Annotated in this window: 19 protein-coding genes; 11 read left to right on the forward strand and 8 right to left on the reverse strand. The window is 54.7% G+C overall.

All coding sequences use genetic code 11. From position 1 onward, the window contains the following. The first annotated feature begins 130 nt into the window (after window positions 1-130). Complete coding sequence (locus tag AC27KL_RS14015; protein WP_487170079.1) at window positions 131-2,137, forward strand: methyl-accepting chemotaxis protein; 2,007 nt, start codon at window positions 131-133, stop codon at window positions 2,135-2,137. A 76-nt stretch (window positions 2,138-2,213) separates the two neighbouring features. Here AC27KL_RS14015 and AC27KL_RS14020 read toward each other — a convergent pair whose 3' ends face one another. After that, window positions 2,214-3,533, reverse strand: coding sequence for a (Fe-S)-binding protein (locus AC27KL_RS14020; protein ID WP_487170138.1), 1,320 nt, complete (start codon window positions 3,531-3,533; stop codon window positions 2,214-2,216). Between the two features lie 16 nt (window positions 3,534-3,549). Further along, window positions 3,550-4,965: an FAD-binding oxidoreductase gene (locus tag AC27KL_RS14025; protein ID WP_487170080.1), complete on the reverse strand. Its 1,416-nt coding sequence runs from the start codon at window positions 4,963-4,965 to the stop codon at window positions 3,550-3,552. Between the two features lie 275 nt (window positions 4,966-5,240). On the opposite strand from AC27KL_RS14025, the gene AC27KL_RS14030 reads away from it, so the two are divergent. Beyond that, the gene (locus tag AC27KL_RS14030) at window positions 5,241-5,981 is read left to right on the forward strand and encodes a FadR/GntR family transcriptional regulator (protein ID WP_487170081.1); all 741 of its coding nucleotides are present in this window, start codon (window positions 5,241-5,243) and stop codon (window positions 5,979-5,981) included. Between the two features lie 21 nt (window positions 5,982-6,002). Here AC27KL_RS14030 and AC27KL_RS14035 read toward each other — a convergent pair whose 3' ends face one another. Then, complete coding sequence (locus AC27KL_RS14035; RefSeq protein ID WP_487170082.1) at window positions 6,003-6,476, reverse strand: hypothetical protein; 474 nt, start codon at window positions 6,474-6,476, stop codon at window positions 6,003-6,005. Window positions 6,477-6,885: 409 nt separating this feature from the next. Here AC27KL_RS14035 and AC27KL_RS14040 point away from each other — a divergent pair, with 409 nt between their 5' ends. Both AC27KL_RS14040 and AC27KL_RS14045 read left to right on the forward strand, forming a co-directional pair. Continuing rightward, window positions 6,886-7,806: an AEC family transporter gene (locus AC27KL_RS14040; RefSeq protein ID WP_339323724.1), complete on the forward strand. Its 921-nt coding sequence runs from the start codon at window positions 6,886-6,888 to the stop codon at window positions 7,804-7,806. A 113-nt stretch (window positions 7,807-7,919) separates the two neighbouring features. Continuing rightward, a complete protein-coding gene (locus AC27KL_RS14045) occupies window positions 7,920-9,929 on the forward strand; it encodes a DUF2339 domain-containing protein (protein ID WP_487170083.1) in 2,010 nt (669 codons plus the stop codon). Between the two features lie 126 nt (window positions 9,930-10,055). Here the strand turns inward: AC27KL_RS14045 and AC27KL_RS14050 are convergent, their stop codons facing one another. Then, the gene (locus AC27KL_RS14050) at window positions 10,056-10,784 is read right to left on the reverse strand and encodes an HAD family hydrolase (protein WP_487170084.1); all 729 of its coding nucleotides are present in this window, start codon (window positions 10,782-10,784) and stop codon (window positions 10,056-10,058) included. A gap of 435 nt (window positions 10,785-11,219) precedes the next feature. Here AC27KL_RS14050 and qoxA point away from each other — a divergent pair, with 435 nt between their 5' ends. The 4 genes from qoxA to qoxD are packed head-to-tail and all read left to right on the forward strand — an operon-like array spanning window position 11,220 to window position 15,032. Next, window positions 11,220-12,182: a cytochrome aa3 quinol oxidase subunit II gene (gene qoxA / locus AC27KL_RS14055; protein WP_339323721.1), complete on the forward strand. Its 963-nt coding sequence runs from the start codon at window positions 11,220-11,222 to the stop codon at window positions 12,180-12,182. A gap of 27 nt (window positions 12,183-12,209) precedes the next feature. Then, window positions 12,210-14,156, forward strand: a complete 1,947-nt coding sequence (gene qoxB / locus AC27KL_RS14060) for a cytochrome aa3 quinol oxidase subunit I (protein ID WP_487170085.1) — start codon at window positions 12,210-12,212, stop codon at window positions 14,154-14,156. After that, entirely contained in the window at window positions 14,153-14,749 is a 597-nt protein-coding gene (qoxC, locus tag AC27KL_RS14065) for a cytochrome aa3 quinol oxidase subunit III (RefSeq protein WP_036713917.1), read from the forward strand. The genes qoxB and qoxC overlap by 4 nt, the downstream gene beginning before the upstream one ends. 1 nt (window position 14,750) lies before the next feature. Then, window positions 14,751-15,032 (forward strand): cytochrome aa3 quinol oxidase subunit IV, encoded by a 282-nt coding sequence (gene qoxD, locus AC27KL_RS14070; protein ID WP_212948263.1) that lies wholly within the window; start codon window positions 14,751-14,753, stop codon window positions 15,030-15,032. A gap of 145 nt (window positions 15,033-15,177) precedes the next feature. Here qoxD and AC27KL_RS14075 read toward each other — a convergent pair whose 3' ends face one another. The 3 genes from AC27KL_RS14075 to AC27KL_RS14085 form a co-directional block, all read right to left on the reverse strand. Then, window positions 15,178-17,670, reverse strand: a complete 2,493-nt coding sequence (locus tag AC27KL_RS14075) for a WG repeat-containing protein (RefSeq protein ID WP_487170086.1) — start codon at window positions 17,668-17,670, stop codon at window positions 15,178-15,180. A gap of 101 nt (window positions 17,671-17,771) precedes the next feature. Continuing rightward, window positions 17,772-18,995, reverse strand: a complete 1,224-nt coding sequence (locus tag AC27KL_RS14080; protein ID WP_487170087.1) for an RNA polymerase sigma factor — start codon at window positions 18,993-18,995, stop codon at window positions 17,772-17,774. Between the two features lie 198 nt (window positions 18,996-19,193). Further along, window positions 19,194-19,709: a mismatch-specific DNA-glycosylase gene (locus tag AC27KL_RS14085; protein WP_487170088.1), complete on the reverse strand. Its 516-nt coding sequence runs from the start codon at window positions 19,707-19,709 to the stop codon at window positions 19,194-19,196. 244 nt (window positions 19,710-19,953) lie between these two features. Between AC27KL_RS14085 and AC27KL_RS14090 the strand changes: the two genes are divergently transcribed. Both AC27KL_RS14090 and AC27KL_RS14095 read left to right on the forward strand, forming a co-directional pair. Then, the gene (locus AC27KL_RS14090; RefSeq protein ID WP_487170089.1) at window positions 19,954-21,339 is read left to right on the forward strand and encodes an ABC transporter substrate-binding protein; all 1,386 of its coding nucleotides are present in this window, start codon (window positions 19,954-19,956) and stop codon (window positions 21,337-21,339) included. 47 nt (window positions 21,340-21,386) lie between these two features. After that, window positions 21,387-23,012, forward strand: a complete 1,626-nt coding sequence (locus AC27KL_RS14095; protein ID WP_487170090.1) for a DUF4091 domain-containing protein — start codon at window positions 21,387-21,389, stop codon at window positions 23,010-23,012. 166 nt (window positions 23,013-23,178) lie between these two features. On the opposite strand, the gene AC27KL_RS14100 is transcribed toward AC27KL_RS14095, so the two are convergent. Then, the gene (locus tag AC27KL_RS14100) at window positions 23,179-24,039 is read right to left on the reverse strand and encodes a MurR/RpiR family transcriptional regulator (protein WP_339323715.1); all 861 of its coding nucleotides are present in this window, start codon (window positions 24,037-24,039) and stop codon (window positions 23,179-23,181) included. Window positions 24,040-24,289: 250 nt separating this feature from the next. On the opposite strand from AC27KL_RS14100, the gene AC27KL_RS14105 reads away from it, so the two are divergent. Further along, window positions 24,290-24,844, forward strand: a complete 555-nt coding sequence (locus AC27KL_RS14105; protein WP_487170091.1) for a hypothetical protein — start codon at window positions 24,290-24,292, stop codon at window positions 24,842-24,844. Window positions 24,845-24,915 lie beyond the last annotated feature (71 nt).

The raw sequence follows: 24,915 nt of genomic DNA on the forward strand, positions 1-24,915 counted from the left end.
TGGAGAATTCGGTCATGACCGAATTCTCTTTTTTTATTTGCACTATGAAAATTCGCACTGTTTTTGTCGAAATATAGGAGGTGAACTCTTCAAGGGACCACAACATACATATATTTTTGGGGGAATCTTTTTGAAAAAACAACTCAACGCGGTTTTGCGCCTCCTTAAGATCAAAAGACTGCGCACCAGACTCATGGTCATTGTCAGTCTCATGGTCATCATTCCCAACATTTTCGTGGCGTTATTTTCCGTGAACAGCGCGAAAACGGAGCTGCAGGACAAAATGGAGGAAACGACGAAATCCAGCGTCACGCTGCTGGACAACCTTGTGGACAGCATGATTCAAATGCAGGTATCCAACGTAAAAATGCTCGCAGGCCAAATCACGTCCGAGGACATCAGCGTGAACTCGATCAAGGTCCGGAAACTGATCAACGACTACAAATCCCAACACCCGGAGGTTGAATTGGTCTCGGTCGGCAATGACCGGGGAGCCTGGATGAAAGCGCCGGATCCCGGCAAGCAGAACGACTACGATCCGCGCACCCGCGAGTGGTACAAGCTCGCCAAACAATATCCGAATCAGGCGATGGTCGCCGATCCGTCCATATCGTACACGACCGGCAATTACGTGCTTTCCATTTCCAAAATGCTGCCTGATGGAGAAGGGGCGATCACGGTCGACTTCAGCATGAAGGAGATGGATAAGGTCGTCAATAACCTTCACCTTGGCAACAAGGGATACCTGTACATCATGGACCGCAACGACCGCATGATGGCCCATCCGACCAAAAAAATCGGCGATGTAGCGACCGGCCCGCAGCTGGCGATCATGCACAGCCGGAAGGAAGGCTTCGTCCACTATACCAACCCTGACACCCACGTGCCGCAGCAGGGGTATTTCACGACGAACGGAACGACCTCCTTCAAAATCGTGGGCATCCTTCCCGACAGCGAATACGCCGACGCGACGCGCCCGATCCTGTACACTTCCGTTGGCGTGCTCGTTATTTCCGTTGCCGCTATTCTTGTCATCCTGTTCTTCATCATCCGCGGCGTGACCAAACCGATCGAGCAGCTCAACCGCTCGGCCATCCGGGTCAGCAACGGACATCTGAACGAGCGGGTCAGCACCAAACGCACGGATGAAATCGGAACGCTCGCCGAAAATTATAACGGCATGGTCGCTTCCCTCCGCAGCATGGTCATGGACATGGGCAACACCTCCAGCCAGCTGGCGGCGTCCAGCGAAGAGCTGACCGCCAGCACTGAAATGAATGCGCAGACGGTCGAATCGGTTTCCCGCCTCATCTCCGAATCGTCCGAGGGCGCCGCAACCCAGGCTCTGGCCACCGAGGAAAGCGCCCGTACGCTGGAAGAAATGACGCGCGGAATCCAGAAAATCGCCGAGTCGGCAGGAGCGATCGTGGATTCGTCCGGCCGCACGGAAGAAGACGTCGAGGCCGGCAGCCAAAAAATCCGCCAGGTCAGCGCCCAGATGGATACGATCCGCCAATCCACGGTGGAATCCGCGGCGTTGATGGATCAGCTGCATAACCACAGCGCGAGCATCGCCGCGATGAGCACCGCCATTGCCGAAATCTCCAAGCAAACGAACCTGCTATCTCTGAATGCGGCCATCGAAGCGGCCCGTGCCGGCGAACATGGCCGGGGGTTTGCAGTCGTCGCCGATGAGGTTCGCAAGCTGGCCGATCAGTCCAGCATCACGGCCGACGAAATCCAGCAAACGATCGTCAAGATGACCGATCTGATCTCGAGCGCCTTCGACGTCATGAAGAACAAGGTGCAAGCCGACGTCAGCCATGGGCTCGACGTCACCGCGGAAGCGCTCGAAGCGTTCGTGAACATCGAGCGCTCCGCCAAACGGATCTCGGACCAGGTGCAGGACATCTCGGCCATCACGGAACAGATGTCGGCCAGCAGCCAGCAAATTTCGGCTGCGGTCCACGAGGTTGCCGGCATCTCCCGCCATACCGTCTCCTCGCTGGAGCAGGTCTCCGCGGCGAGCCAGGAACAGCTCGCGTCCATGGAGGAAATCAGCTCCTCCGCGGCGGGCCTCGCCCGAATGGCGACGGACATGCAGGCCATGATCGACCGCTTCAAGCTGGACGAATAAGAAAAAAGGCCGCCTTTCAAGCTGCGTCAGCTTGAAAAGGCGGCCTTTTCATCTATTGGGGCCACGAGAGGGGCGCTTATTTGTTCAGCCGTTCATGCAGGAAATCCACGATGTGGACCGCCTCCATCCGCCCGCTGAGCCCGTGTTCCTCGATGCCGTGCTTCATTTGCAGCAGGCAGCCCGGATTGCTGGTCAGAAGGTAGGAAGCCCGGGTAGCTTCGGCATGCTCCATCTTATGGTCCAAAATTTGCCCGGCCATCGCCGGCTGGGTAATGTTGTAGATGCCTGCCGAGCCGCAGCAGCGGTCGGCGCCCGTCATCTCCACGTACTGCGCTCCCTCCACCTGTCGCATCAATTTTCGCGGAGCGTCCGATGAGCGCATGACGTTGCGCAGGTGGCACGAATCCTGATACGTGATCCGGACCGGTTCCGTACCGCCGGCTGCATCGTCCCGGACGAAGTCCAGTTTTCTTCCGAAGCGTACCAGCAAATCGCTGATATCGACGACCCGTTCAGCAAACCAAACGGCATCGTCCCGCCACTGCGGATCCTCATGCAGCAGATGGTCGTATTCGGTCAGAATTGCGCCGCATCCGCCCGCATTGGACACGATATAATCCACGCCGGCCGCCTTGAACGTTTGAATATTGCGTCTGGCCAGCTCGCGCGCGCCCTCCGCTTCCCCGCTATGGGCATGCAGCGCGCCGCAGCAGTTCTGCTCGCGCGGGATGACCACCTCAAAACCGGCGGCCGTCAACAAATCGACCGTGTGGATGTTCGTGTCGGTAAACAGCACGTCCATGATGCAGCCCCTGAACAAGGCTACCGTCGCGATTTTTTCGCCTTTCGCCGGATGGCGGTCGCCGATTTGCTCCACGACGCCGCGCCCGGCGGCATCCGGCAAAATTTTCTCCATATCGCGCAGATGTTTCGGAAACAGCTTCATCGCTCCCGTCGCATGGGCTGCGGCACGGAGCCCGGATTTCTGATAAAACCGCAAGCCGCGCCCGACCCATTTCATCCGGTTCTGATGCGGGAATACCGTCTTGAAGGCGGCGTGGCGGGCGGCTCTCACAAGCGGCTTATGCCGTTTATGGTCTTCGATCGCGTCCCGTGCCTGCTCGATCAGCTGGCCGTATTTGACGCCCGCCGGGCACGCCGGCTCGCAGGCGCGGCAGCCGAGGCAATGGTTCATCTGGTCTTCGAAAGCCTGATCCGGCGCCATCAGGCCGTCCGTCACCGCTTTCATGAGGGCGATCCGTCCCCGCGGGGATTCGGCCTCCAGCCCGGTTTCCGCAAACGTCGGGCAGGCCGGAAGGCAGAAGCCGCAGCGCATGCAGTTGGTCAGCTGATCTTCGTCAAGGCGTAACCGGAGCTTTTCGGTCAGCGGATTCATCGGTTGCGTTTGCCCGTTAGCCACGTTGGATCACCACCCGTTTCCGCGTTTCCTTCGCGAATACTTTGCCCGGATTCAGCAGGTTATCCGGATCGAAGGAGTTTTTGATCGCTTTCATGACGTCCATCCCCGCCGGGCCTACCTTCCATTCCAGATACGGGGACTTGACCATCCCGACGCCATGCTCGCCCGTGATGGTTCCGCCCAGCCGGATCGCCGCTTCGAAAATTTCCTCAAACGCTTCCTCGACCCGGACGATCTCTTCCTTGTTCCGGGCATCGGTCGTTGCCGTCGGATGGAGGTTGCCGTCCCCCGCATGCCCGAACGTGCTGATCTGCACCTGGTGCTTTTTCGCGATCCGGTTGATTTCGACCACCATGTCGGCGATTTTCGAGCGCGGCACGGTCGCGTCCTCCAGTATGGTCGTCGGGCGCAGCCGGGCGAGCGCCGTAAACGCGCTGCGGCGCGCGGTCAGCAGCTTCTCGGCCTCTTCCGGGCTGGCCGCGATGCTGACCTGGTCGGCATGTTCGCTTCGGCAAACCTCGGTAATGATGGCGATATCCCGTTCCACGGCTTCTTGATCGCCGTCCTGCTCGATGATCAGGATCGCCTCCATGTCGAGCGGCAGCCCCAGCTTCGCGAAATCATCCACGACGCGGATGGTGGCGTTATCCAGAATTTCAAGCGTGGCCGGGATGATGCGGTTTTCGATGATTTTCGATACGGTGCGGGCGGCGCCATACAAGTCCTTGTACATGGCCAGCATCGTTTTCTTGTATCTTGGAGGCGGAATCAGTTTCAGCGTGGCCTCCGTAATGATGGCCAGCGTCCCTTCCGAGCCGACCAGCAGCTTGGTCAGGTCGTACCCCGCCACGTCCTTCATCAGCTTGCCTCCCGTGCGGATCACGTCGCCGCTTGCAAGCACCGCTTCCAGGCCGATCACGTAATCTTTGGTCGTCCCGTATTTCAGGCCGCGCAGCCCTCCGGAGCATTCGGCAATGTTTCCCCCGATCGTGGAAATGGCCATGCTGCTCGGGTCCGGTGGGTAAAACAAGCCGAGGCTTTCAACATGCGTGCTGAACTGTTTCGTGTTCAATCCGGGCTGTACCGTGGCCGTCAAATTTTCCAGGTCGATTTCCAAAATGCGGTTCATCCGGTGCATGACCATGACGATGCCGCCCTGCACGGGTACCGTGCCCCCGCATAAATTGGTGCCGGAACCTCTGCCCACGACCGGGATTTTGTAGCGGCTCAGCACCTTCATGATCCGCGACACCTCCTCGGTGCTGGACGGGTAAACAACGCCGTCCGGCAAGGATTGCAGCATCGGCGTGCCGTCATAGGAATGGGTGACGAGCGACTGCGGATCGTCCTTGACGTATGCGCTGCCGAGGATCGAGATCAGTTCGCGTTTGACTTCTTCTTGCAGCAAGGAAAGTCCCTCCCTTGGATTCGTTCGGTATCGATGGAATATTTAAATTAATCAGGTCATCTGATGACTTTTCTTGGGAACAAGTATACACTAGAATAGATGAATCGAAAATAGACGCGTCGAAATTTTTTTTCATACTTGTCCGCTGCCGATGATAAAAATGCTTCAGATGTTATAAACTCGCGAAACATGCTGCATGACGGGCCAGTTGAATACCAATAACGGAATGAAACCATAGAGACGGATCAGGAATTTCGGAAAGGACGTTGAGGAAGATGACCAACCAGCAGAGACCGCTTAAGCAGTACGAATGGGTCATGAACGATTTGAAGGAACGGATGCTCGACGGGCGCCTTGCGCCCGGGGACCGGCTTGCTTCCGTCGTCGACCTGGCGGCCCAATACAACGTGGGCAGATCGACGATCCGGGAGGCGCTGAGCGCGCTGAAAGCGATGGGATTGCTTAACATTAAACAGGGCGGGGGAACGTTCGTCAAAGCTGTTCCTCCGGAAGCCGCGCCGGTCCACCCGATGCAGCGTTACGACGATTTATGGGAAGGACGGGCCGCATCGCTCCGCCACCTTCTGGAGGTGCGCCGCGTTCTGGAGACCGGATGCGCCGCGCTTGCCGCGCTGCATCGAACGGAAGAGGACTTGACCGTCCTCGAAAAGCTGCTCGAAGAGATGGAAAATTCCGATGACGAGCATTTCATCGAACAGGCCGACGTGAAATTTCACCAGCAGATCGCGGCCGCAACCCGCAACCCGCTGCTGCTTGAATTGATGGAATCGCTGTCGAGCCGTCTGCATGAAAACATGAAGGATATGCGCGCGCTGTGGTTTTACGCCGAGCGTTCCTCGGCCGAGCGATTGCTGCAGGAACATATCCGCATCTGCGAAGCCATCGCCAAGCAGGATGCCAGGGAGGCGTCCGCCCGCATGGATTTGCACATTTCGAAAGTCGAGCAGGTGCTAAGCGAGAACAAAGCCGGCGACCATCATCTGCGGATGACGTAACCGGCTTCTTTTTTTTCGCTGCTAGTTTTCAAGCCTGATGACCACGCCGCTGCCAACCGCGCATCGGTCGAGCCCTTCCAGCGTCTGCTCCACCCGCTCGATCATTTTCGTCAGGTGGTCGCCGTCGTTCTGGGCCAAAAAAGCTGAATCTTCCGACTCCGCGATATATTGCAGCGTGTTCAAAAACAGCTCCGTTTCCAAATCGATCTCGGCGACATGCCGAAGCGTACCGATCAATTCGTCATAATACAGATCCTCCGGCGGAAACCTGCCTTCCGATTGCAAATAAATTTGCTTCAGCTTCGCTTTGACGCTCATGTGGGCCACGACCAGCGCCGCTTTGCGGAAGCCCGCATCCAGCAGGGGGCGCGCAAAGTTCATATAACTTCGAGACAAATCGTTCCAGCTGCGGGCTTTGGCGTACAGCTCGTACACATCCTTTTCAAAAAGGCCGTTACGGATGCTTCTTTGCGATTGTTCCGAAAAAGGCAGCATGTAAATAACCTCCCGTTCAGGATTTTGCAAATGTTGCGATGCCTGACGCCTTCCATGCTTTCGACAGCCGAATGGAAAACGGTTCCGTTGAAAGACACTGCATGTAATTCGACAAAATCCCCGTTACACCATTTAAACTTCTACCTTGGGACACTCGAGCTTTATGCCCTGGCGCTGCAATGAATGGTACTAAGGACCTCCATGTTCATGCGTCTGGATACCCAGTGCGATCCCTTATTGCGTGTATGCTATATTTATCGGCCTTTCTTACTAAAAAATGAATATTATTCCAACAAAAAATGCGCGACTTTTGCGAAAAGAGCTTGATTTTGGAGCCCCGCCGCTTTGACGTGGTGCTATAATGAATAAGCCCGCCATTTACATCATGAAGAAAAAGGAAGCTGAATATATGATTGCTACCATATTGCTTGAAGTCGTGCTGCCGGTGTTTGTGCTGATCGCGTTCGGCTCGCTGATGCAGCGGCTTTTCCAACTGGATTTATACACTTTATCCAAAATCAACTTTTATTTCATCACGCCGGCCGCGGTTTTTATGAGCATGTACCATTCCGATATGTCCGGCGAGCTGCTGGGGACCGTCGTTATGTTTTACGCCTTGTACGTCTTCATTTTATGGCTGCTGGGGACCGTGGCGGGGCGCCTGTTCAAATTCGAAAGCAGCATGAAGGCCGCCTTTAACAACAGCATCATGCTCGACAATTCCGGGAATTACGGGATGCCGATCAACGCGCTCGTCTTTAAGGGGGATATGCTCGCTTCGTCGATGCAGGCGCTGATCATGTCCCTGCAAAGCCTGCTGACCTTCACGTACGGCGTCATCGCGATCCAGGGAGCGAAGATGAAAGGCAACTACCGGAGCATGCTGATCGGCTTCTTGAAGATGCCCGTGCCGTATGCTTTGGTTTTGGGGCTGCTGCTGCATGTGCTCCAGGCGCCGCTGCCTTTGTTCGTATCCCAGCCTTTAACCTACGCGCAGCAATCGATGGTTGCCATTGCGCTGCTGACCCTGGGGGCGCAGATCGTCAAATACCCGCTCAAGCTTTACCGCTTGGACGTATACGTCAGCATGTTCCTGAAGCTGATCATCGGTCCGGCCATCGGATGCGCGCTCGTCTTCGCGCTGGGACTCAAAGGAATACCCGCGCAGGCGCTGCTGATCGCATCCGGCATGCCGACGGGCGTCAATACGTCGATTTTGGCCGAAGAATATCGGAACGAACCCGATTTCGCCGCCCAAACCGTGCTGCTCTCCACCCTGTTTAATGTCGTGACCATTACGGGATTGATCTCCCTCGCAAAGATGTTCTGAGCCTATTCCAAGCGAATTCCGAGCATATTTCGTGCTAAATTCGCCGTCATTCTGTGGTAAGATGGATATACGGCAACAGAGCTTAATATTGGGAATTCAGGAGTGGTTAACCATTGGAGTTGGAAAAAAGGATTGAACAGCTAGAAGCCAAAATGAAACAAATGGAGCTTGAGCTGACGGAACTGCGCCATGCCAGGCGCGGGGCGGACCAGCCCGTTCAGGGGCCGGCGCCGGGGGTAACGCCTCCGCACGCGGGCGCTCCGGGGCATGCCGGGTATCCACCGCAGCCCCCTCCGCCTTACGGTCAGCCGCGGGTGCCGAACCAGGCCGTTCCCCCGCAGGGAATGCCGGGGCATCAGGCCCCTCCGGGCCAGGGCATGTATGGCCCTCCGGCTCCGGGACAAGGGGGGCCGGGTTACCGGCCCGGACCGCAGGGCATGCCGGGATATCCTCCTGCAGGCGTCCCGGGCCAAGGTTATCAGGGCCAGGTTCCGCCGCAACAGCCCCGGATGCAGGGGGCCGGCCAGCCTTATCCGCCGGGAATGAATCCGTACGCTTATCCCGGGCAGCAGCCGCAGGTTCCACGCGAACCCAGGCCGCCGAAGGACTGGGAGCATCTCATCGCCAGGGTATGGCTTCCGCGGGTCTTTATCGTGGTCCTGCTGCTCGGCGTGTTATGGGGATTTACGGCCGTGGTCAAAGCCGGATATTTGACCGAGCCCGTGCGCTGCCTGCTGGGCGTCGTCGCAGCCGCCGTCATGTATTGGCTGGGCGAACGGCAGCTCCGCAGCAAACGGGAAGCGCTCGGACAGGTGCTTTTGGGAGGTTCGATCGGCATCCTCATCTTGTCCGTGTTTGCGGCCCATCAGCTGTATGACCTGATCCCTTCGGGCATCGCGTTTGCGCTTTACGTCATTTCGATTGCGCTATGCGTGTTTACGGCGCTCAGACGCCGCTCGCAAACGCTGATCATCATCGCGACGGTGGCGGGGTATCTCGTTCCTTTCCTCGTGCATTCCGCCGAGCCGAATGCTTGGGTGCTGGCGGGATACGAGACCGCGTTTTCGCTGGCGATGATCGCCGTCGCCTTGAAATTCGATTTCCGCGCCGCCTATTTCGTCGCGGCCGGGGTGCTTCATCTGCCGCTTCTGATCGCTTACGCGGCAGGCGACTTCGATGAAAGCCGCCACGTTTTCATCGGAGCGGTATTCATTCAGCATGCGGCATTGCTCGCTTACGCCTTCTTCGGGCCCGGACGCCGCAAGCTTGACGAAACGTTGTCGTTATTCCCCGGATTCGGCGTCATGGCATTATGGATTTATGCCTTGTACCCGCTGTGGGAAGGTTCCGTTCATTGGCGGCCGTTGATGCTGCTGGTGTGGGCGCTGGTTTACACGCTGGCCGCATGGGGCAAATACATGAAGGAACAGCGTTCCCCCGTGTTCGTCTCCATCGCGACCGTCGCATGGTTCCTGTGGGCATTCGATATTTCGAACCAGCATTATGCGCCGGCTTCCGCGATCGTCATTGGAACCGCGGGCATCGTCCTAGGCATGGTGCTGAAAAGTTATATGCAGCAAATCACGGCAGCCATCGTATTGCTGTACGGCGCGGCGGGCACGCTGTTTTTGGCCATCCATCGCATCTTTTCCGCCGAAACCCTTTCCTGGCTCGTGCTGCTGGCCTCCCTTGCGGTTCTGTCGTACGCGCTGCGGCGTATGCCGCAACGGATGTTGTCCAACCGCTGGCCGGATATTCTCATGTGGATCGATGCCGGGCTTGCGATCATTTTTATGACCGAGGCGACCAACGTGCTGACCGGCGGGCTGACGAAAGACCTGCGGCATTTGGTTTTGTCCGCGGTGTGGGCGGTGTACGCCATCGCCGTCATCGTATGCGGCGTCTTGCTTCAGCGCCGGATGGTCCGGCTTGCCGGCATCGGCTTGCTGTTCCTCACGCTGGTCAAAGTCATCGTCGCCGACCTGCCGGACGTATCCGTTGCGGTCAGAGCCATTTTGTTCATCGGACTTGGCGCGATCGGCATCATCGTCTCCAGGCTCATGTACAAACGCAAACAGGTTCCGCCGCAATCGCCGCCTGATGATGCGACTGTGGAACGTTAATGCCGGTGCGTCGGTACCTGCCTGAACTTATACGAGAAATCGTTTATAGGATGTAAATGAAAACAAAGCAGCCGCGACCCCGTAACGGGAATGCGGCTGCTTTGTTTTCGTTCATCCCTGAATCCTTTAAGCCAGCAGCAGCCCGGCAAGCTCCCGGTAACTGCCTGCCGTATACTGCGGCTGATGTTCCGTTTCGGGCTCAACCTGCCTGTGGTTGAACCAGATCGCGGTCCAGCCCGCATCCAGCGCCCCGATCACGTCGTTTCGCCACGAATCGCCGATGTAGAAGCAGCGCGAAGGATCCGTCCCCGTTTGTTCATTGACGCGGGCAAACAGGCGCGGATCCGGTTTGTCGTAACCGACCGCCCCCGATACGAAAATATGGCCAGAAGGGATGGCGGCATCCAGCGCCAGCGCCTTGATTTTGGCCATCTGGTGCTCCGCCGGTCCGTTCGTGATCAGTCCGACGACATGACCGGCCGCCTGCAACTCGCCGATCAGCTCCGTTGCCCCCGGAAACGGGCGGATCCGGAACTGGCGCTCCAGGTATTGTTCCTGAATCCGGGCCGCCTCCCCATCCGTCACCGCGATCCCGAATTCCGCCAAAGCCAGTTTGGCCCTTTGGATCCTCATCTCCTGCAAATCCCGTTCCGCTCCGGCGGCATTGACCGCGCCATGGCTGGCGGAAAGCTTGTCGCTGTAATATCTGAATCGGTGATATACCGCTTCATACGGAAAGTCGTCTCCGGTGCCGAGCACATGCCGAAGCGCCTCCCTCAGCGGCTGCAAATGATCGTAAAGCGTATCATCCACGTCAAAAAATATCCCTTTTGCGTTCGTCCGTTTCTCTCCCATTGCGTTTCCTCTCCTATGGTCCGGATTGCAAAATCCTTATTGTGATGTTTGTTACGGCAAACGAATTTATGTCTATTTTAGCACATGATGCCGCGGTACAAGCGGGTTTCAGCGACCGCCGGACACGGGTAAAAAAACTTACCCCGGGCTTAAAACCCTTTCAATTGTGACAGAACTGGCACAACTGTTCCCCGCCCGTTCAATTTTGAACAAAAATGAAAATCGCCGAATTTAGCCTTTTTCAAAGCTTAATCGGATTTTTTGGCCTTTTTTCGTGAAGAATGTGAAGATTATCACAGAATAATTGTATTTTATTTACAATTATGTATTCTACTGTATTTGTTTTCTTTTTCACAAGTTACTATGCTATGGCTATAAGGATTCGCGAATTATCCAAACACTCAGCGATTAAGGCATGCTAGAAAGGAGTTTCCCGTGAAGAAAAAAAGATGGTTGTTTTCACTCATTTTTATTTCCGTCGTCATGCTGCTCAGCGGATGCGATACGAAACTGATGGTCCTGGATCCGAAAGGGCCGGTAGCGAAAACACAATCCAATACAATTATCTTCTCTATTCTGATGATGGCGCTCGTGTTAATCGTCGTGTACATCCTGTACATTTTCATGTTGACCAAATACCGGGCCAGCAAAACGCCGGACGATTATGAACCGCCTCATATGGAAGGAAGCAAATGGCTCGAATTTATCTGGACTGCCATTCCGATTATCATCGTAGCCATTTTGTCTGTCGTTACCGTACGTACGACTTATGCCGTAGAAAAGGTGCCGGCCGGCTATGAGGATCAAAAGCCGCTTGTCATCTACGCCTCCTCTTCCAACTGGAAATGGCACTTCAGCTATCCGGAGGAAGGCATCGAAACGGTAAACTACGTCAACATCCCTACGCACCGTCCGGTCGAGTTCCGTCTCTACTCGTACGGTCCGATTTCAAGCTTCTGGGTTCCGCAGCTCGGCGGACAGAAATACGCGATGAGCGACATGGTCACCAAGCTGAATCTCGTCGCCGAACATGAAGGTTCGTACATGGGTAAAAACTCGAACTTCTCCGGTAAAGGTTTCGCCCAAATGGAATTCGAGGTACTTGCCCAATCTCCTGCTGATTACACGAAATGGGTCAACGAGGTGCAGCAAACCGCTCCGAAACTGACCGAGCAGGAATTCAACTCCGTATTGCATACGGACTTCGTCGGACGCAAGTCTTACAGCTCCACGCACCTGAAATTCTCGCCTCCGCCTATGGATATGTCCGAACACGGCCATGGCGGGGACAATTCGACAGACAGCAAGGAATCCGGCAAGGATTCCGCGGATCATATGCAGGACATGGGTGACATGAAAGACATGAACGATCATTCTTCCATGGAACACGGTCACTAACATCATGGAGAAAGGAGAACAAACTGCATGAAATGGGACGAATTTTTTGTTACCGGCGAGCCGATGATCTACGCGGCCGATGTCAGCATCGTGCTCGTATCGCTCGCCATCGTGATCGGATTGACCTATTTCAAAAAATGGGGCTATCTGTGGCGTGAGTGGCTCACCACCGTGGACCACAAAAAAATCGGCATTATGTATATTTTGTCGGCGTTGATCATGCTGTTCCGCGGCGGCGTCGACGCCCTGTTGATGCGGGCGCAGCTCGCGACGCCGGACTCCAAATTTTTGGATGCCCAGCACTACAATGAGATATTTACGACGCACGGGGTTATCATGATTTTGTTCATGGCGATGCCGTTTGTCATCGGGATGATGAACGTGGTCGTTCCGCTGCAAATCGGGGCCCGCGACGTCGCTTTCCCTAGACTTAACGCCGTCAGCTTCTGGATGTTCTTTATGGGAGCGATGCTGTTTAACATTTCGTTTGTGATCGGGGGATCGCCGGATGCCGGCTGGTCCGCATACTTCCCGCTCGCAAGCCTTGAATTCAGCCCGACGGTAGGCAATAACTACTACTCGCTCGCGCTGCAAATATCCGGTATCGGTACGCTGATGACGGGCGTCAACTTTATCGTGACGATCCTGAAGATGCGTGCTCCAGGCATGAAACTGATGCGTATGCCGATGTTCACCTGGTCGGTACTCATTACGAACGTCATTATTTTGTTTGCTTTCCCTGTGCTCACCGTAGCGCTTGCCCTGATGATGTTCGACCGCGTGTTCGGAAGCCAGTTCTTTACGATGGCCAACGGCGGTATGGATATGCTCTGGGCCAACTTGTTCTGGGTTTGGGGACACCCTGAAGTATATATCGTTATCTTGCCTGCTTTCGGTATTTTCAGCGATATTATTTCCACGTTCTCGAAAAAGAATTTGTACGGCTACAAATCGATGGTTGTCAGCATGGTCGCCATCTCGGTCCTGTCCTTTCTCGTATGGGCGCACCACTTCTATACGATGGGCCAAGGCGCCATGGTCAACGGCTTTTTCTCCATCACGACGATGGCGATCGCGGTTCCGACCGGGGTCAAAATTTTCAACTGGCTGTTTACGCTCCGCAAAGGCAAAATCTCGTTCACGTCTCCGATGCTGTACGCGATGGGCTTTATCCCGATCTTTACGATCGGCGGCGTAACCGGCGTCATGCTTGCGATGGCAAGCGCCGACTATCAGTATCACAATACGATGTTCCTGGTGGCCCACTTCCACTATGTGCTTATTCCAGGTACGGTATTCGGGGTACTGGCCGGCATGCATTACTGGTTCCCTAAAATGTTCGGCTTCCGCCTGAACGAACGTCTGGCCAAAACGGCCTTCTGGCTGATCATCGTCGGCTTCAACGTGGCTTTCATGCCGCTGTTCTTCCTTGGACTTAACGGCATGACGCGCCGGATGTACACCTATTCGGCCAGCACCGGCTACGGTCCGCTGAACATGATCGCGACGATCGGCGCTCTCATTCTTGCGGTCGGCTTCGTGGTCCTGTGCTACAACTTCTTCTACAGCTTCCGCCACAGCCCACGCAACGAGGGCGGGGATCCATGGGATGCGCGTACGCTGGAATGGAGCACGCCAAGCCCGGTTCCGGTTTACAACTTTGCGAAAGTGCCTGTCGTGCATTCCGAAGATGCTTTCTGGCATGCCAAAAAGCATAACGTTCCGCTTTATGAAGAAGGACCTTACGAAGAGATTCATATGCCAAACAACAGCGGGCAACCGTTCATTCTCGGCGTAATCATGTTTTTCCTGGGCTTTTTCCTCGTGTTCAGCTGGTTCATTCCTGCGATCATCGCGGGCGTCGGCGTGGTCATCATGCTGGCGGTGCGTTCCTTCGAACGCGATCACGGCTATCATATTCCACCGAAGGAAATCGCCGCTACCGAACAGAAACTGCGGGGTGATACCGTATGAAAATAAATGACACGCTGCCGCTGGAGTACAGAACCGAGGAGAACAGCAACAAAATCTTCGGCTTCTGGCTCTTCCTTGGAGCAGAAATCGTCCTGTTTTCCACGTTGTTCGCCGTATACTTCACGCTTTGGAACCGTACGGGCAACGGCCCGACCGGCAAAGAGCTTTTCGAGGTCGGCGGTGTTATCTGGGAAACGTTCCTGCTGCTCACAAGCAGCTTTACCTGCGGCCTTGGCATTCATGCCATGCGCCTCGGCTTGAAAAAACCGATGATGATTTTCTTCGTCGTCACTTTGCTGATGGGCCTCGGGTTCCTCGGCATCGAGATTACGGAATTCGTCAACTACGTGCATGAAGGCGCGACGCTGCAAACGAGCGCATTCCTGTCCAGCTTGTTCGTCCTGCTCGGAACCCACGGTCTTCACGTGACCATGGGGATCCTGTGGGGCGCAGGCATCCTGATTCAAGTGGGTCGCCAAGGCTTTACGGACGAGACCGCGAACAAATCGTTCATCTTCTCGCTGTACTGGCACTTCCTTGACGTCGTCTGGATCTTTATCTTCAGCTTTGTCTACCTGAAAGGATTGATGTAATATGGCACGATTGTTCCCGATACGTCACGTGATGGGATATATCTTTTCGCTGGTCCTTTCACTCGTGGCACTTGGCGTGATTTACTGGGATCTGACGTTTTCGGCCGCCATGGTCATTCTGATCATCAGCGCATTGATTCAGGCTTCGCTGCAGCTGGTTCTGTTCATGCACATCGGCGAAACGTCCTCGAAAAAGACGCTCTACCTCAACATCGCTTATGCGGTATTCGTCGGCGTTGCCACGATTTTCGGTACGCTCTTTGCGATGATCTGGGGATACTGATACACCTGAAATCGAAAAAAGCTGTCCTTTGCGGACAGCTTTTTTTGCGTTATTACGATGGGCATGCCGGTTCGTTTCCCCTCCCCGTATTGCCGGTCACAAGCCGCCCGGAACGGCCTTGCACCAGCATGCATGCGCCGTCCCGTCAATGAAACGCCTTCCAAAACGCCCCTGTCGTATCGATCAAATCGCGAATTTGGGCAAACGGGATCGTAAAGGTTGGGAAACCTGCGGCATACGGGGCGATTTCGTACGGCTCGAAAACAAGATGCAGGGCGTCTTCCGTCACGTAAAAGGATTGATCCGGCGAAATTCCTTTATAACTTCCAGGGAATACATAAGAATATTGCGGGTCTTCCTCAATCTGCCTGCCGACGATGTCGCTCAGCCGCTTTACGTAATCGCTGCCGGGTTTAAACAAGTCCTTAAGGCCGTACATCCGCCCCGTCGCCAGATCGATCATTGCAAATGCCTTTGTCGGCATGCCATGTGCCGCGCCAAGGGGATACCGGTACCCGTCAAGCTCCAGCACCAGCAGGTTTTGTTTATAAAACAGAACCTCAAAGTCGCCCGTATAGGTGTAGTCCAGCGTCTGATCCGCAGGAACGGGCTTTACCTGCGACAGCTCCTTCAACTTGGCATTCACCGACCGCTGAGCTGCCGGGTCCTTGATTCCTTCCACGACCGGATAATACACAATGTAATCCGGATTCGGCTTATATTTCTCTTCTTTCACGAGGTAGGGAGGCTGCAGCGGAATGACGGTGTTTTGCCGCCAAATGACCTGCCCGCTGCGGTCGATATAGGACAACCGCTGGTCGACGAATGCCTTGATCAGTCCTTCGCTTTCCAGCTGCAGGGTTCCGCTGCCGCTGACCCGCGGGTACCCCGGGGCGGGTTGCCCGGACCTGTCGATCAAAAACGTAAACCGCCTGTCATACGCGGATGCCAAACCGCCTTCAAAATTGGAAACGTCTCGGTAAGAAAACTCCGTCAGCCTGCGGCCGTGATCGTCCGCAATGGCATACACCGAGCCGATGAAAGGCTGCTGCGGATCGACGGCACGGCCGAGCGCAAACCGCCCTTCGTTCAGATCCCGAATATCGTCGTATTCCGGGCGGATCACCCATTCCCCCTGCCGGTCGATAACGCCGAATCTGGATTGGTAATCCTCGGCGGTATTAACGATGGCACGGCCTTGATGGAACGGGAACGCCGAGGTAAAAGCGGCCGGAATCACGACGCTGCCCTTCTCGTCGATATACCCGTATTTCCCGCCCGCATCCTTTTGGAATGCAAGGAGCCCCTCTCCAATCGGGCCGACGTAAGCATAAGGGTACGTCGCCAGCCTGCGGCCGGTCCGGTCGATCAAGGCGTATTCGTTTTCTTGGATTTTGACGACGGCCTTGCCGCCGGAAAAATCGCCGGCTTCCGCAAATTGCGCAGCGATGGCTTCATGTCCCTCCGGATCCAGATAACCGTACCGGCTGCTTCCATTCCCGCCGGCCGCGACATTGAAGACGGCCCGGCCTTCATGCATATCCGCAATAAACGCATATGCTTTGCGGGTAAGCACCTGGCCCTCTTGATTGATCAGCCTGAAGCCTTGTTCGTCGTTCGCAACGGCCCGGCCCTCCGAAAAGGGATTGATCCACTGGTACCTTGGTTGAACGACAAAACGCCCCGCCGAATCGATCACCCCGTATTTCCCTCCTGCCGCGGCAATGGCAAGACCGTTCTGTTGAAAATCCCGGGCATCGTCGAACCGGGCCGGAATCACCAATTTACCTTCAGCATCGATATATCCCCACTTCGTTCCGTGCGTCGTTTTCAGGGATGCGGGAAACAACCCGGAAGGCTGCGGAAAGCGTCCGCTTCCGTGCAGCGTCTGCTCGATGTTCCGCTCGAGTTCGCGGAGCGTTTCCTTGGACGGATAGGGATCCGGAAAGGAAAGGGCCCGGCGCACCGAAGCCAGCGCAGGTTCCGGCATCCCGGCCCGATACTGGGCGTCCGCCAGGTAATACCAGTAAAAGGAATAATTCGGATGCTTCCGCGTCAGCCCTTCGTAATACCGCACCACGGTCGGAAAATAGTAACGGTACGCATCCGGCGCGGCAACAAACGCGCCCTGGCTCCACCGAACCACATCCACCCGGTATGCGTCCCCCGTATCATGAATCCAAAGGGCGATTTCGGCCTGTCCGTCCCGTCCGTTCGTCCCGGGCATATCCTCGACATGGACGAAGCTGAAGCTCATGCCGGACGGGGCGGCATCGGTCAGGACTTCACCCGACCAGGCATAAACGGACAACTTCGACCAAATGGAACCGATCCGCCAACCGATGACTAAATTGTTCGTGCTAGGCTGCAGGACCGGCGCGGCAGCCATGTAAGTGACGCCGTATCCCGGTCCCTTCATCCGGGCCGCAGCCTCGTAGCGCCCTTCCCGGTAAACAAGCACCATAACAAATAGTTCGCCTTGCAAACGGTAAACCGCCGTGATTTCGGGAATTCGGTCTCCGGTAATATCGGCGGCAAGAACAGCCGGACGGGGCGCGGGACCGTCGATGTTGGCCAGTTCGGCGCCTTGCGGCAAATGCCGCCTGGCGATCTGGATCGGATGGTCGTGTACGGACATCTTGGGACAACCTCCCTTATTCAACAAGCTCCTTCGCCTAATCGTATGCGGCCAGCCGCCATATATGAATTCTCCCGTTCAAAAACACTGTCGTAAAAGTATTACTTCTTTATATACTCAACCATTTCCTTATGGAGTTCCTGCTCAGAACATTGAAAGATCCCGTTAAAATCATGAGGATTACGAATCACTTTGTTTAATGCATCGATTCCGTATTGTTCACATACAAATTCCACGAACATATAGGAGAACTGGAATCCTTTCATCGTTTCGAAATCCCAGGTATCGTTATTTAATTCATCAAATGATGGAATCGCCAGATTGCGGATCGCATCTTCCGTCGAACCTTTAATAAAGTCCTGAGTCATCTGTTTGGCTTCGAATCCGCCTATCCCCTGCCTGATCCATTTGGGAGCCGTTGGATTAATATCATTGATTAGCCACATGGTGAACAAATGGACCGTGCTTTTCAGGATGGATTGATACGTATGTTCGGGTCCTGGATTCAACGGAGATACGATTTTAAGAATATGTCCTTCATATGTGCCCATAAACCAATTGGGTGCATCGGCTTCTCCTACAGCTTGATGAAACGTTGGCAGATCAGGGTATATTTCAATAACGACTTTTCGTGATGGACGGTGATTGTATTTTGTCGAGATACGTTCTACATTATTGCTGAGTTCGGCGAACAAGTCATGTTGTACCTTCTTCAAACGATGACTCGAGCCTTCGTTGCCACCCTTATCTACAATTGAAATCAAATCTTGAATAGACATAATGGTAATTTCTCCCCATTCTTTGAGTTCTTTTTTTAGTCTTTCCAGTGATCTGTACAATCTGTTCTTTACTGCACTCTCACGCATCCCAACGATTTTAGAAATTTCAGACAACATACAGTCCACAAAAAAACGCAGGGCAATAATTTCTTGGTCTACCTCATCTAATTCTTTTAGCGCCGCTCCGATATCAATCCGAAAATCAACATATTTCGTAAATTCAAGGGAGATCGACTGTGATTCGTAATCTTGAAAATCAAAAGGAGATTCTTTTTTCCGGGATAACTTCCGATATTCGTTTTTTACTGTATTCTGAGCGATCTTAAAAATCCACGTGAATAAACTAGAGGTACCTTTAAAGCTGTGAATATTTTCGGCAGCCTTTAAAAAAACCTGTTGAGTCATGTCTTCCGCAACCCGTGGGTTTAATTTCAGCGAAAAATATTGGCGGATTCGTTGACGATGCTGCTCATACGCTCTTTCAAAGCTTGTGATGATCTCCTGTTCATCCGGATAAACAGGTTTTGTGTCATGAGCTCCTGACATGGTGAAAACCTCCTCTTGATTTACAATGAATTAGACACCAGAGGGAGCCAAAAAGCCACGTACATACAAAAAATATTATGTATTACACGTTCGGCAAACGAAAAAAAGCCGCAGTTCGCGGCTAATTAAGCGTGTGCGTCCTTGTCGTCTTACATGTCCTGTCTGTCGTGTCCGTTGAACCTTGAGCAAGCCACGCCCTTACTCCCCGTGCTCCGCGATATATTCCGCCAATCGGCGGTAGATCCCCACGATCTCCTCCATCGGCATCCGTACAAGACCGCTGGACGACGGAGCCACGAACTCGTGGATTTCCGGGATGACCGGGTCCGGTTGAAACCCCCAGTCGACTTTGCTTTTCCGGCTGTATTCGGCATAGACGCCTTTGCCGACAAAGCAAGCCACCTTCGGGCGATACTTCCGGAGCTTCGCGCGGAGAATTTCCCTGCCCTCGGCATATTCGCTGCGATCGATGTCATCGATTCCCCGCGTCGGTCTCGCAACGATATTGGTGAAGCCGTAGCCCATTTTCAAAAGGTCTTGGTCCTCCGAGGCCTCGTAAAGCCGCGGCGTCAATCCCGCCCGGTACAATATCCGGTAAAAATTGTTGCGAGGATTGGCGTAATGATGCCCGGTCTCTCCGGACCGCAGGCTCGGATTAAAGCCGATAAACAGGATGGACAACCCCATGTCCAGGTGATCCGGTATTTCCGGCATCGCGCTCACCTCCTTTGGATACGTTGGATTCGGAAAGGCGTCGACCGGAGGAACGGTTTATTCCGGCGCCGTTCGGCTGTTGCCCGATCCCCCGCGCCGTAAGCCTTAGGCTTATGATCATGGTATACCCCCGGAGCAGCGCCTGCAACCAGATCATCCGAACCTTTAACACTAAATTAACATCCCCCTCCCTATAATGAAGTTGTCGCCAAACTGAATTGAATTAAGAAAGGGGTTGCCTTTTATGAATCGAAGAAAGCGCTATCAAATGTTGCTTGCCGCCTTTTTCCTTCTCTTCTCCGCAGCGTTGTCCGCCTGCTCCTCGGCAAGCTCAACCGGCAGCGCTCCTCCGCCCGCGGAAACCGCAAAAGACAGCGCCGAAGCAACGCCAAGCCCTGCGGAAACGCCCAAAGAAACAAACGATGAACCGGTCACCATTAAAATTTTGTACCCTTGGGGGGCCGATGCCTTCGAGCAGCGGTACCGCGGAATCGAAAAGCTGCTTCCGAACGTGACGATCGAGCTGGTCGATTCCCAGGCTCAGATGGATCCCCTCCAGGAGCTGAACGCCCAGAAAATCGTCCCCGACATCATTTTTGCGAACTGGGGGCTCGATGCCTTATACGAGCTGGACATGATCGAGCCGCTGGACGACCTGATTCAAAAACACCAGTTTGACCTGAAGGCGCTGGACCCTTCGCTCGTCGCTTCCATTCGCGCGATGGATCGCACGGGCCAAGGACGGATTCTCGGATTCCCCATTCAATACAGTCCGTACGGCATTTGGTACAACAAAGAAGTGTTCGACAAATTCGGCATCGAATATCCCACGGAACGTTTGACCTGGGACGAGGTGGTCGAGCTTGCGAAGCAGATGACCGCGGAACGCGACGGGGTTCAATACCGCGGATTGGAGATGGGACCCGGGCTCGCCTCGGGCGAGGTCACCGTTCCGTTGTCCCAGCTTGCGGTAAACTTGACCGATCCGGACACGGGCGAAGTGCTGATCGACAAAGAGCCGGCCGTGACGCAGTATTTTGAACTGATGAAAAAGATTTACGGCATTCCCGGCATTGTGAACGAAGATCCGGAAGCCCGCAAGGATTATGAATTTCCGAAGAAAAACGTAGGCATGATCGTCTCTTGGATCGAATATTTGCGTTGGGGCGTCGGCGACCCCGAAGTTGCCGCGAACATGGAGGCGGCCCCGCTGCCGGTATGGGGGGACGGGGAAGAATCCGCTCCGCCGGCGGGAAGCAACCTGCTTGTCATTAACAAATACAGCGAGCATAAGGACGCGGCCTTCAAAGTGCTGACGGCTTACCTGTCCCCCGAGCATCAGACGGAGCTCGCCAAAATCGGGGATGCACCGCCGTTGTTCAATAATAAAGACGTCATCAGCCACTTCGGCGAAAACGTGGAGGTGTTCCAAGGAAAAAACGTTGCCGCTTTTTACGAGACGTCCCCTGCTTTGCCTCCGGCGAAAATCAGTACCTGGGACCAATACGTCGACATCGGGGGCTCCATGCTCAAGTTTTCCCAGTCGGACATGGACATTGCGTCGTTTTTGCGCCAGCTTAAAGAGGAATCCGAAATCAAGATCAAAGAAGCCAAAAAGCAAAAGGAATGATCCGGCTTTCGGCTTAAGCAAACTCAAGCATAAAGAGGTGAATCTGCTTGAAATACCAGGTGTTTAGCGCCAACGAATGGCTGTACCCGGATCAATCCGTCACGCATCCCTCCGAACATGAGCTTCAGATTCGAATCGCGGGAGCCCGTGGCTCTTATGCAGGCTGTCAGGTTCTCTTGGGCGATTTGCCGGTTCATAAGGTTATAACTTGGGCGTTTCATGACAACGGAAAAGGGCTGCGGGGCCTTACCGCCCTTGCATCGGGATTTAAGATCTACCGGCTGCTGGACGTGCAAGTGAACGAAAATACCGATATCGACGTATCTACCGTGCCCGTCGGGACGCCGGCTCCTCCTTACGTGACGCGCCAAGCCCCGTTCCGCGTGTACGATGCGCTGCTTCCGGTCGAAAAGCCGTGTGCCGCAAGGAACGCAAACGAAGCCTACTACCTATGCTGGCACATTCCGGAAGAGGCTGCTCCGGGCATTTACGGCGGGGGCGTTACCCTGACGGTCGATGATCAAACCTGTGTCATCCCCGTTCACATCGAGATATTTAAGGCCTTGATTCCTGCACACGGACGGCTCCATATCTCCAATTGGTTTTCGACGAGCAACATCGCCGAGCGGCACGGCCTGGAGCCCTGGTCCGAAGCATTTTGGTCGATACTCGAACAATATGGGCTGGCGATGAGGCGCTGCCGTCAGACCCATTTCATGGTGAACGGCTCTTTTATCGACGTCACAGCCCTTGGCGATGGACGTTATGCCTTTGACTTCTCGAAAGCGGAACGGCTGATCACGCTGTTCCTTAAGCTTGGATTTACCCATATCGAAGGCGGCCATGTGGCCGGACGTGTGAATTGGGAAGATCCGGCCTTCGTTTTGAATGCAGTTCCGGGCATCCAAGCCACCTCAAGGGAAGGATACGCCTTTCTGTCCCAATATCTAAGCGCATGGCGGGATTGGCTTGAAAAGAAGGGGTGGCTTTCGCTGCTCGTTCAACACGTGGCGGATGAGCCGATCGCGCCTTCGGCTGCGGACTATCGCATCCTGTCGGGGATCGTGCGCAAATGGCTGCCCGGGGTGCCGCTCATCGACGCCGTCATCGATACGGGCGTTGCCGGAGCCGTGGATGTATGGGTTCCCACCAATAAGGAATACGAGCTCCGCCGGGAAGATTACGAGCATTACCGGAGCTGCGGGGATACGCTGTGGTTTTACACGTGCTGGAATCCGGGCGGCGATTATTTGAACCGCTTCCTCGACATTCCGCTTTTGAAGACGCGTTACCTTCATTGGGGCAACGCGAAGTACGGGCTGGACGGATATTTGCATTGGGGATTCAATTATTATTTCCAAAACCAAGATCCGTTCGAGCTGGCGAATCCGCTGCTTGCCCCCGACGTCCACGATCGGCGCGTACCTGCCGGAGATACCCACATCGTGTATCCCGGTCCCGACGGCCCGCTCCTCAGCATGAGGCTGGAAGCCATGCGCGCCGGCGTGGAGGATTACGAGCTGCTGCAAAGTCTAGGAGATCATGACCCGGAGCTTGCCGGAGACATCCTTGCCTCCTGCATGAAAAGCTTTACGGAGGTCGACACGGACCCCGCCGCTTTTGACCGGGCTTACCGGCGGCTGCTGGAAGCCGTATCGGCGTATGCGCCTTAGGCAAGTCGATTTCCCGTCATGATTTACGCGCCTCGAAAGGCGAACCAAGCCAAAAATGGCTGTTCCGTCCGTAGTCTTGAGCTACGAAGGAACAGCCTTGTTATTTCATGCCTGTACGAACGCCGGAGAACCTGGGCGCCGACAACAGCTCCGACAAACCTGCAAGTCAATACAGCTTGTCCGAAGTCGCCTTGGCGGTAATTTCCCTGTATTTGATCGCTTGGTCTTTCATTCTTAACGATACGGCGACGTTCAGGATGTCGATGATCGCAAGCTGCGACATTTTGGCCGCCAGCGAGCTGCCCTGCAGCGGATTTTCCCTGCCGACGACGATCAGCACGATATCTGCGATTTTCGTGATCGGCGAACGGGCGTTGCTTGTGACGGCGATGATGCGGGCACCCGCCTTTTTGGCGATGTTCAGGTTGTCGATCGTGTCCTTGGTGCTGCCCGAAATGGACAAGCCTACGGCTACGTCGCCTTTGTTCATCAGGGAAGCCTGCATCGCCTGAAAATGGGTGTCGCTGCTCGCCATGCTGTTTTTGCCGATTCGGGCAAAGCTGTGCGCTCCCTGGGCCGCAGTCAATCCCGACGAACCGACGCCGAAAAAATGAATGTTCGCGGCTTCGGCCAGCGCATCGATCGCTTGGGTCAGCTGCTCCTCGCTGACAAGCTCCCTCGTCTGCTCGAGCGTGCGCAGATGCGTGCCGATAATCTTTTGGCTCAGCGTCAGCGGGTCGTCATCCTCGGCGATTTCCTCATGAATATGATCGGTCGGCTTCACCAAGTCCTGCGCCAAAGACAGCTTGAAGTCCTGGAAACCCTGGAATTTCATTTTCCGGCAAAAACGCAGCACCGTCGTCTCGCCTACTTCCGCCTTCTCCGCCAGTTCCGTCACCGAATCGTAAATCAAATCCTGGGCGTTTTCCAAAATATAATGCGCGACCTTCTGCTCGGTTTTCGTCAGGCCGTTCAAGTGGCTGCGGATGCTCAGCAGCGTTTTCCCCATTTCCTGTGTGCCCGGCATGTTTTCCTCCCCTTCCCGTACCATGTCAACGTTTCCCAAACGGCTCGCCCGGAATATGTTCATCATTTGTGCATATAAAAGTGAATTCCGCCTCTAAGTCAATCTTATTGTACCCGGTCGCAAATGCGGTTGGCAAGCGAAAGGCGCGTATCCCCAGCCCTGAAACGGGCCCGTTCCTCATCACAAAAAACAAGTTGCCAATCGAACCTAATATAGTAAAATTTAGAAAAAAGATCAGGTGGTGGGTGGTTTGAAAAGGAGCCTTGGTTGGATTCTGTTATTGATTCTTGCGTTAAGCGGATGCGGCGGCGGCAGCGAAAAAGAAGATGACAAGCCGTTCGCCAAAGAAGACATGGGCATCGTCAAAACCGCCAGCGGCGAAAAAGTCCATTTTGGCATGAAACGGGCGGATGCCGAAAAAGTGCTGGGGAAAGGCAAAGACGCCGGAAAAGGCCGATGGGAATACGCCCCCGGCATCCTCGTGTTCTATAGGAACGACTCCGTCGCCATGATTACGATGGAAAAAGAGACCCTGGGCCAATACCAAACGACCCGCGGCGCCGAAATCGGCATGCGGCTCGAACAAATCAGAAGCCTCTATGGCGAAAACGATATCCCCGATCCGACGGGCGCAAACCTGAATTATATTTACGATTTTAAAAAAGGGGAGTTCCTCGACGAATACCCCTCCGTAACGGATGAAAAAACCAAGGACATTGTTGTGTTTTCAACGATGTTCGATTCCAACGGGCAAGCTGATGCGCTGATCATGATCGACGTCTATTTTCAGAACCACGGAGAATGAGCGCAAAAACTCCAAAGCCGGTATGTATTTACGAAAAAATAGAGCCCGCGCGAATACGTCCGCGGCAGGCT

The organism is Paenibacillus sp. YAE3 (assembly GCF_057546105.1).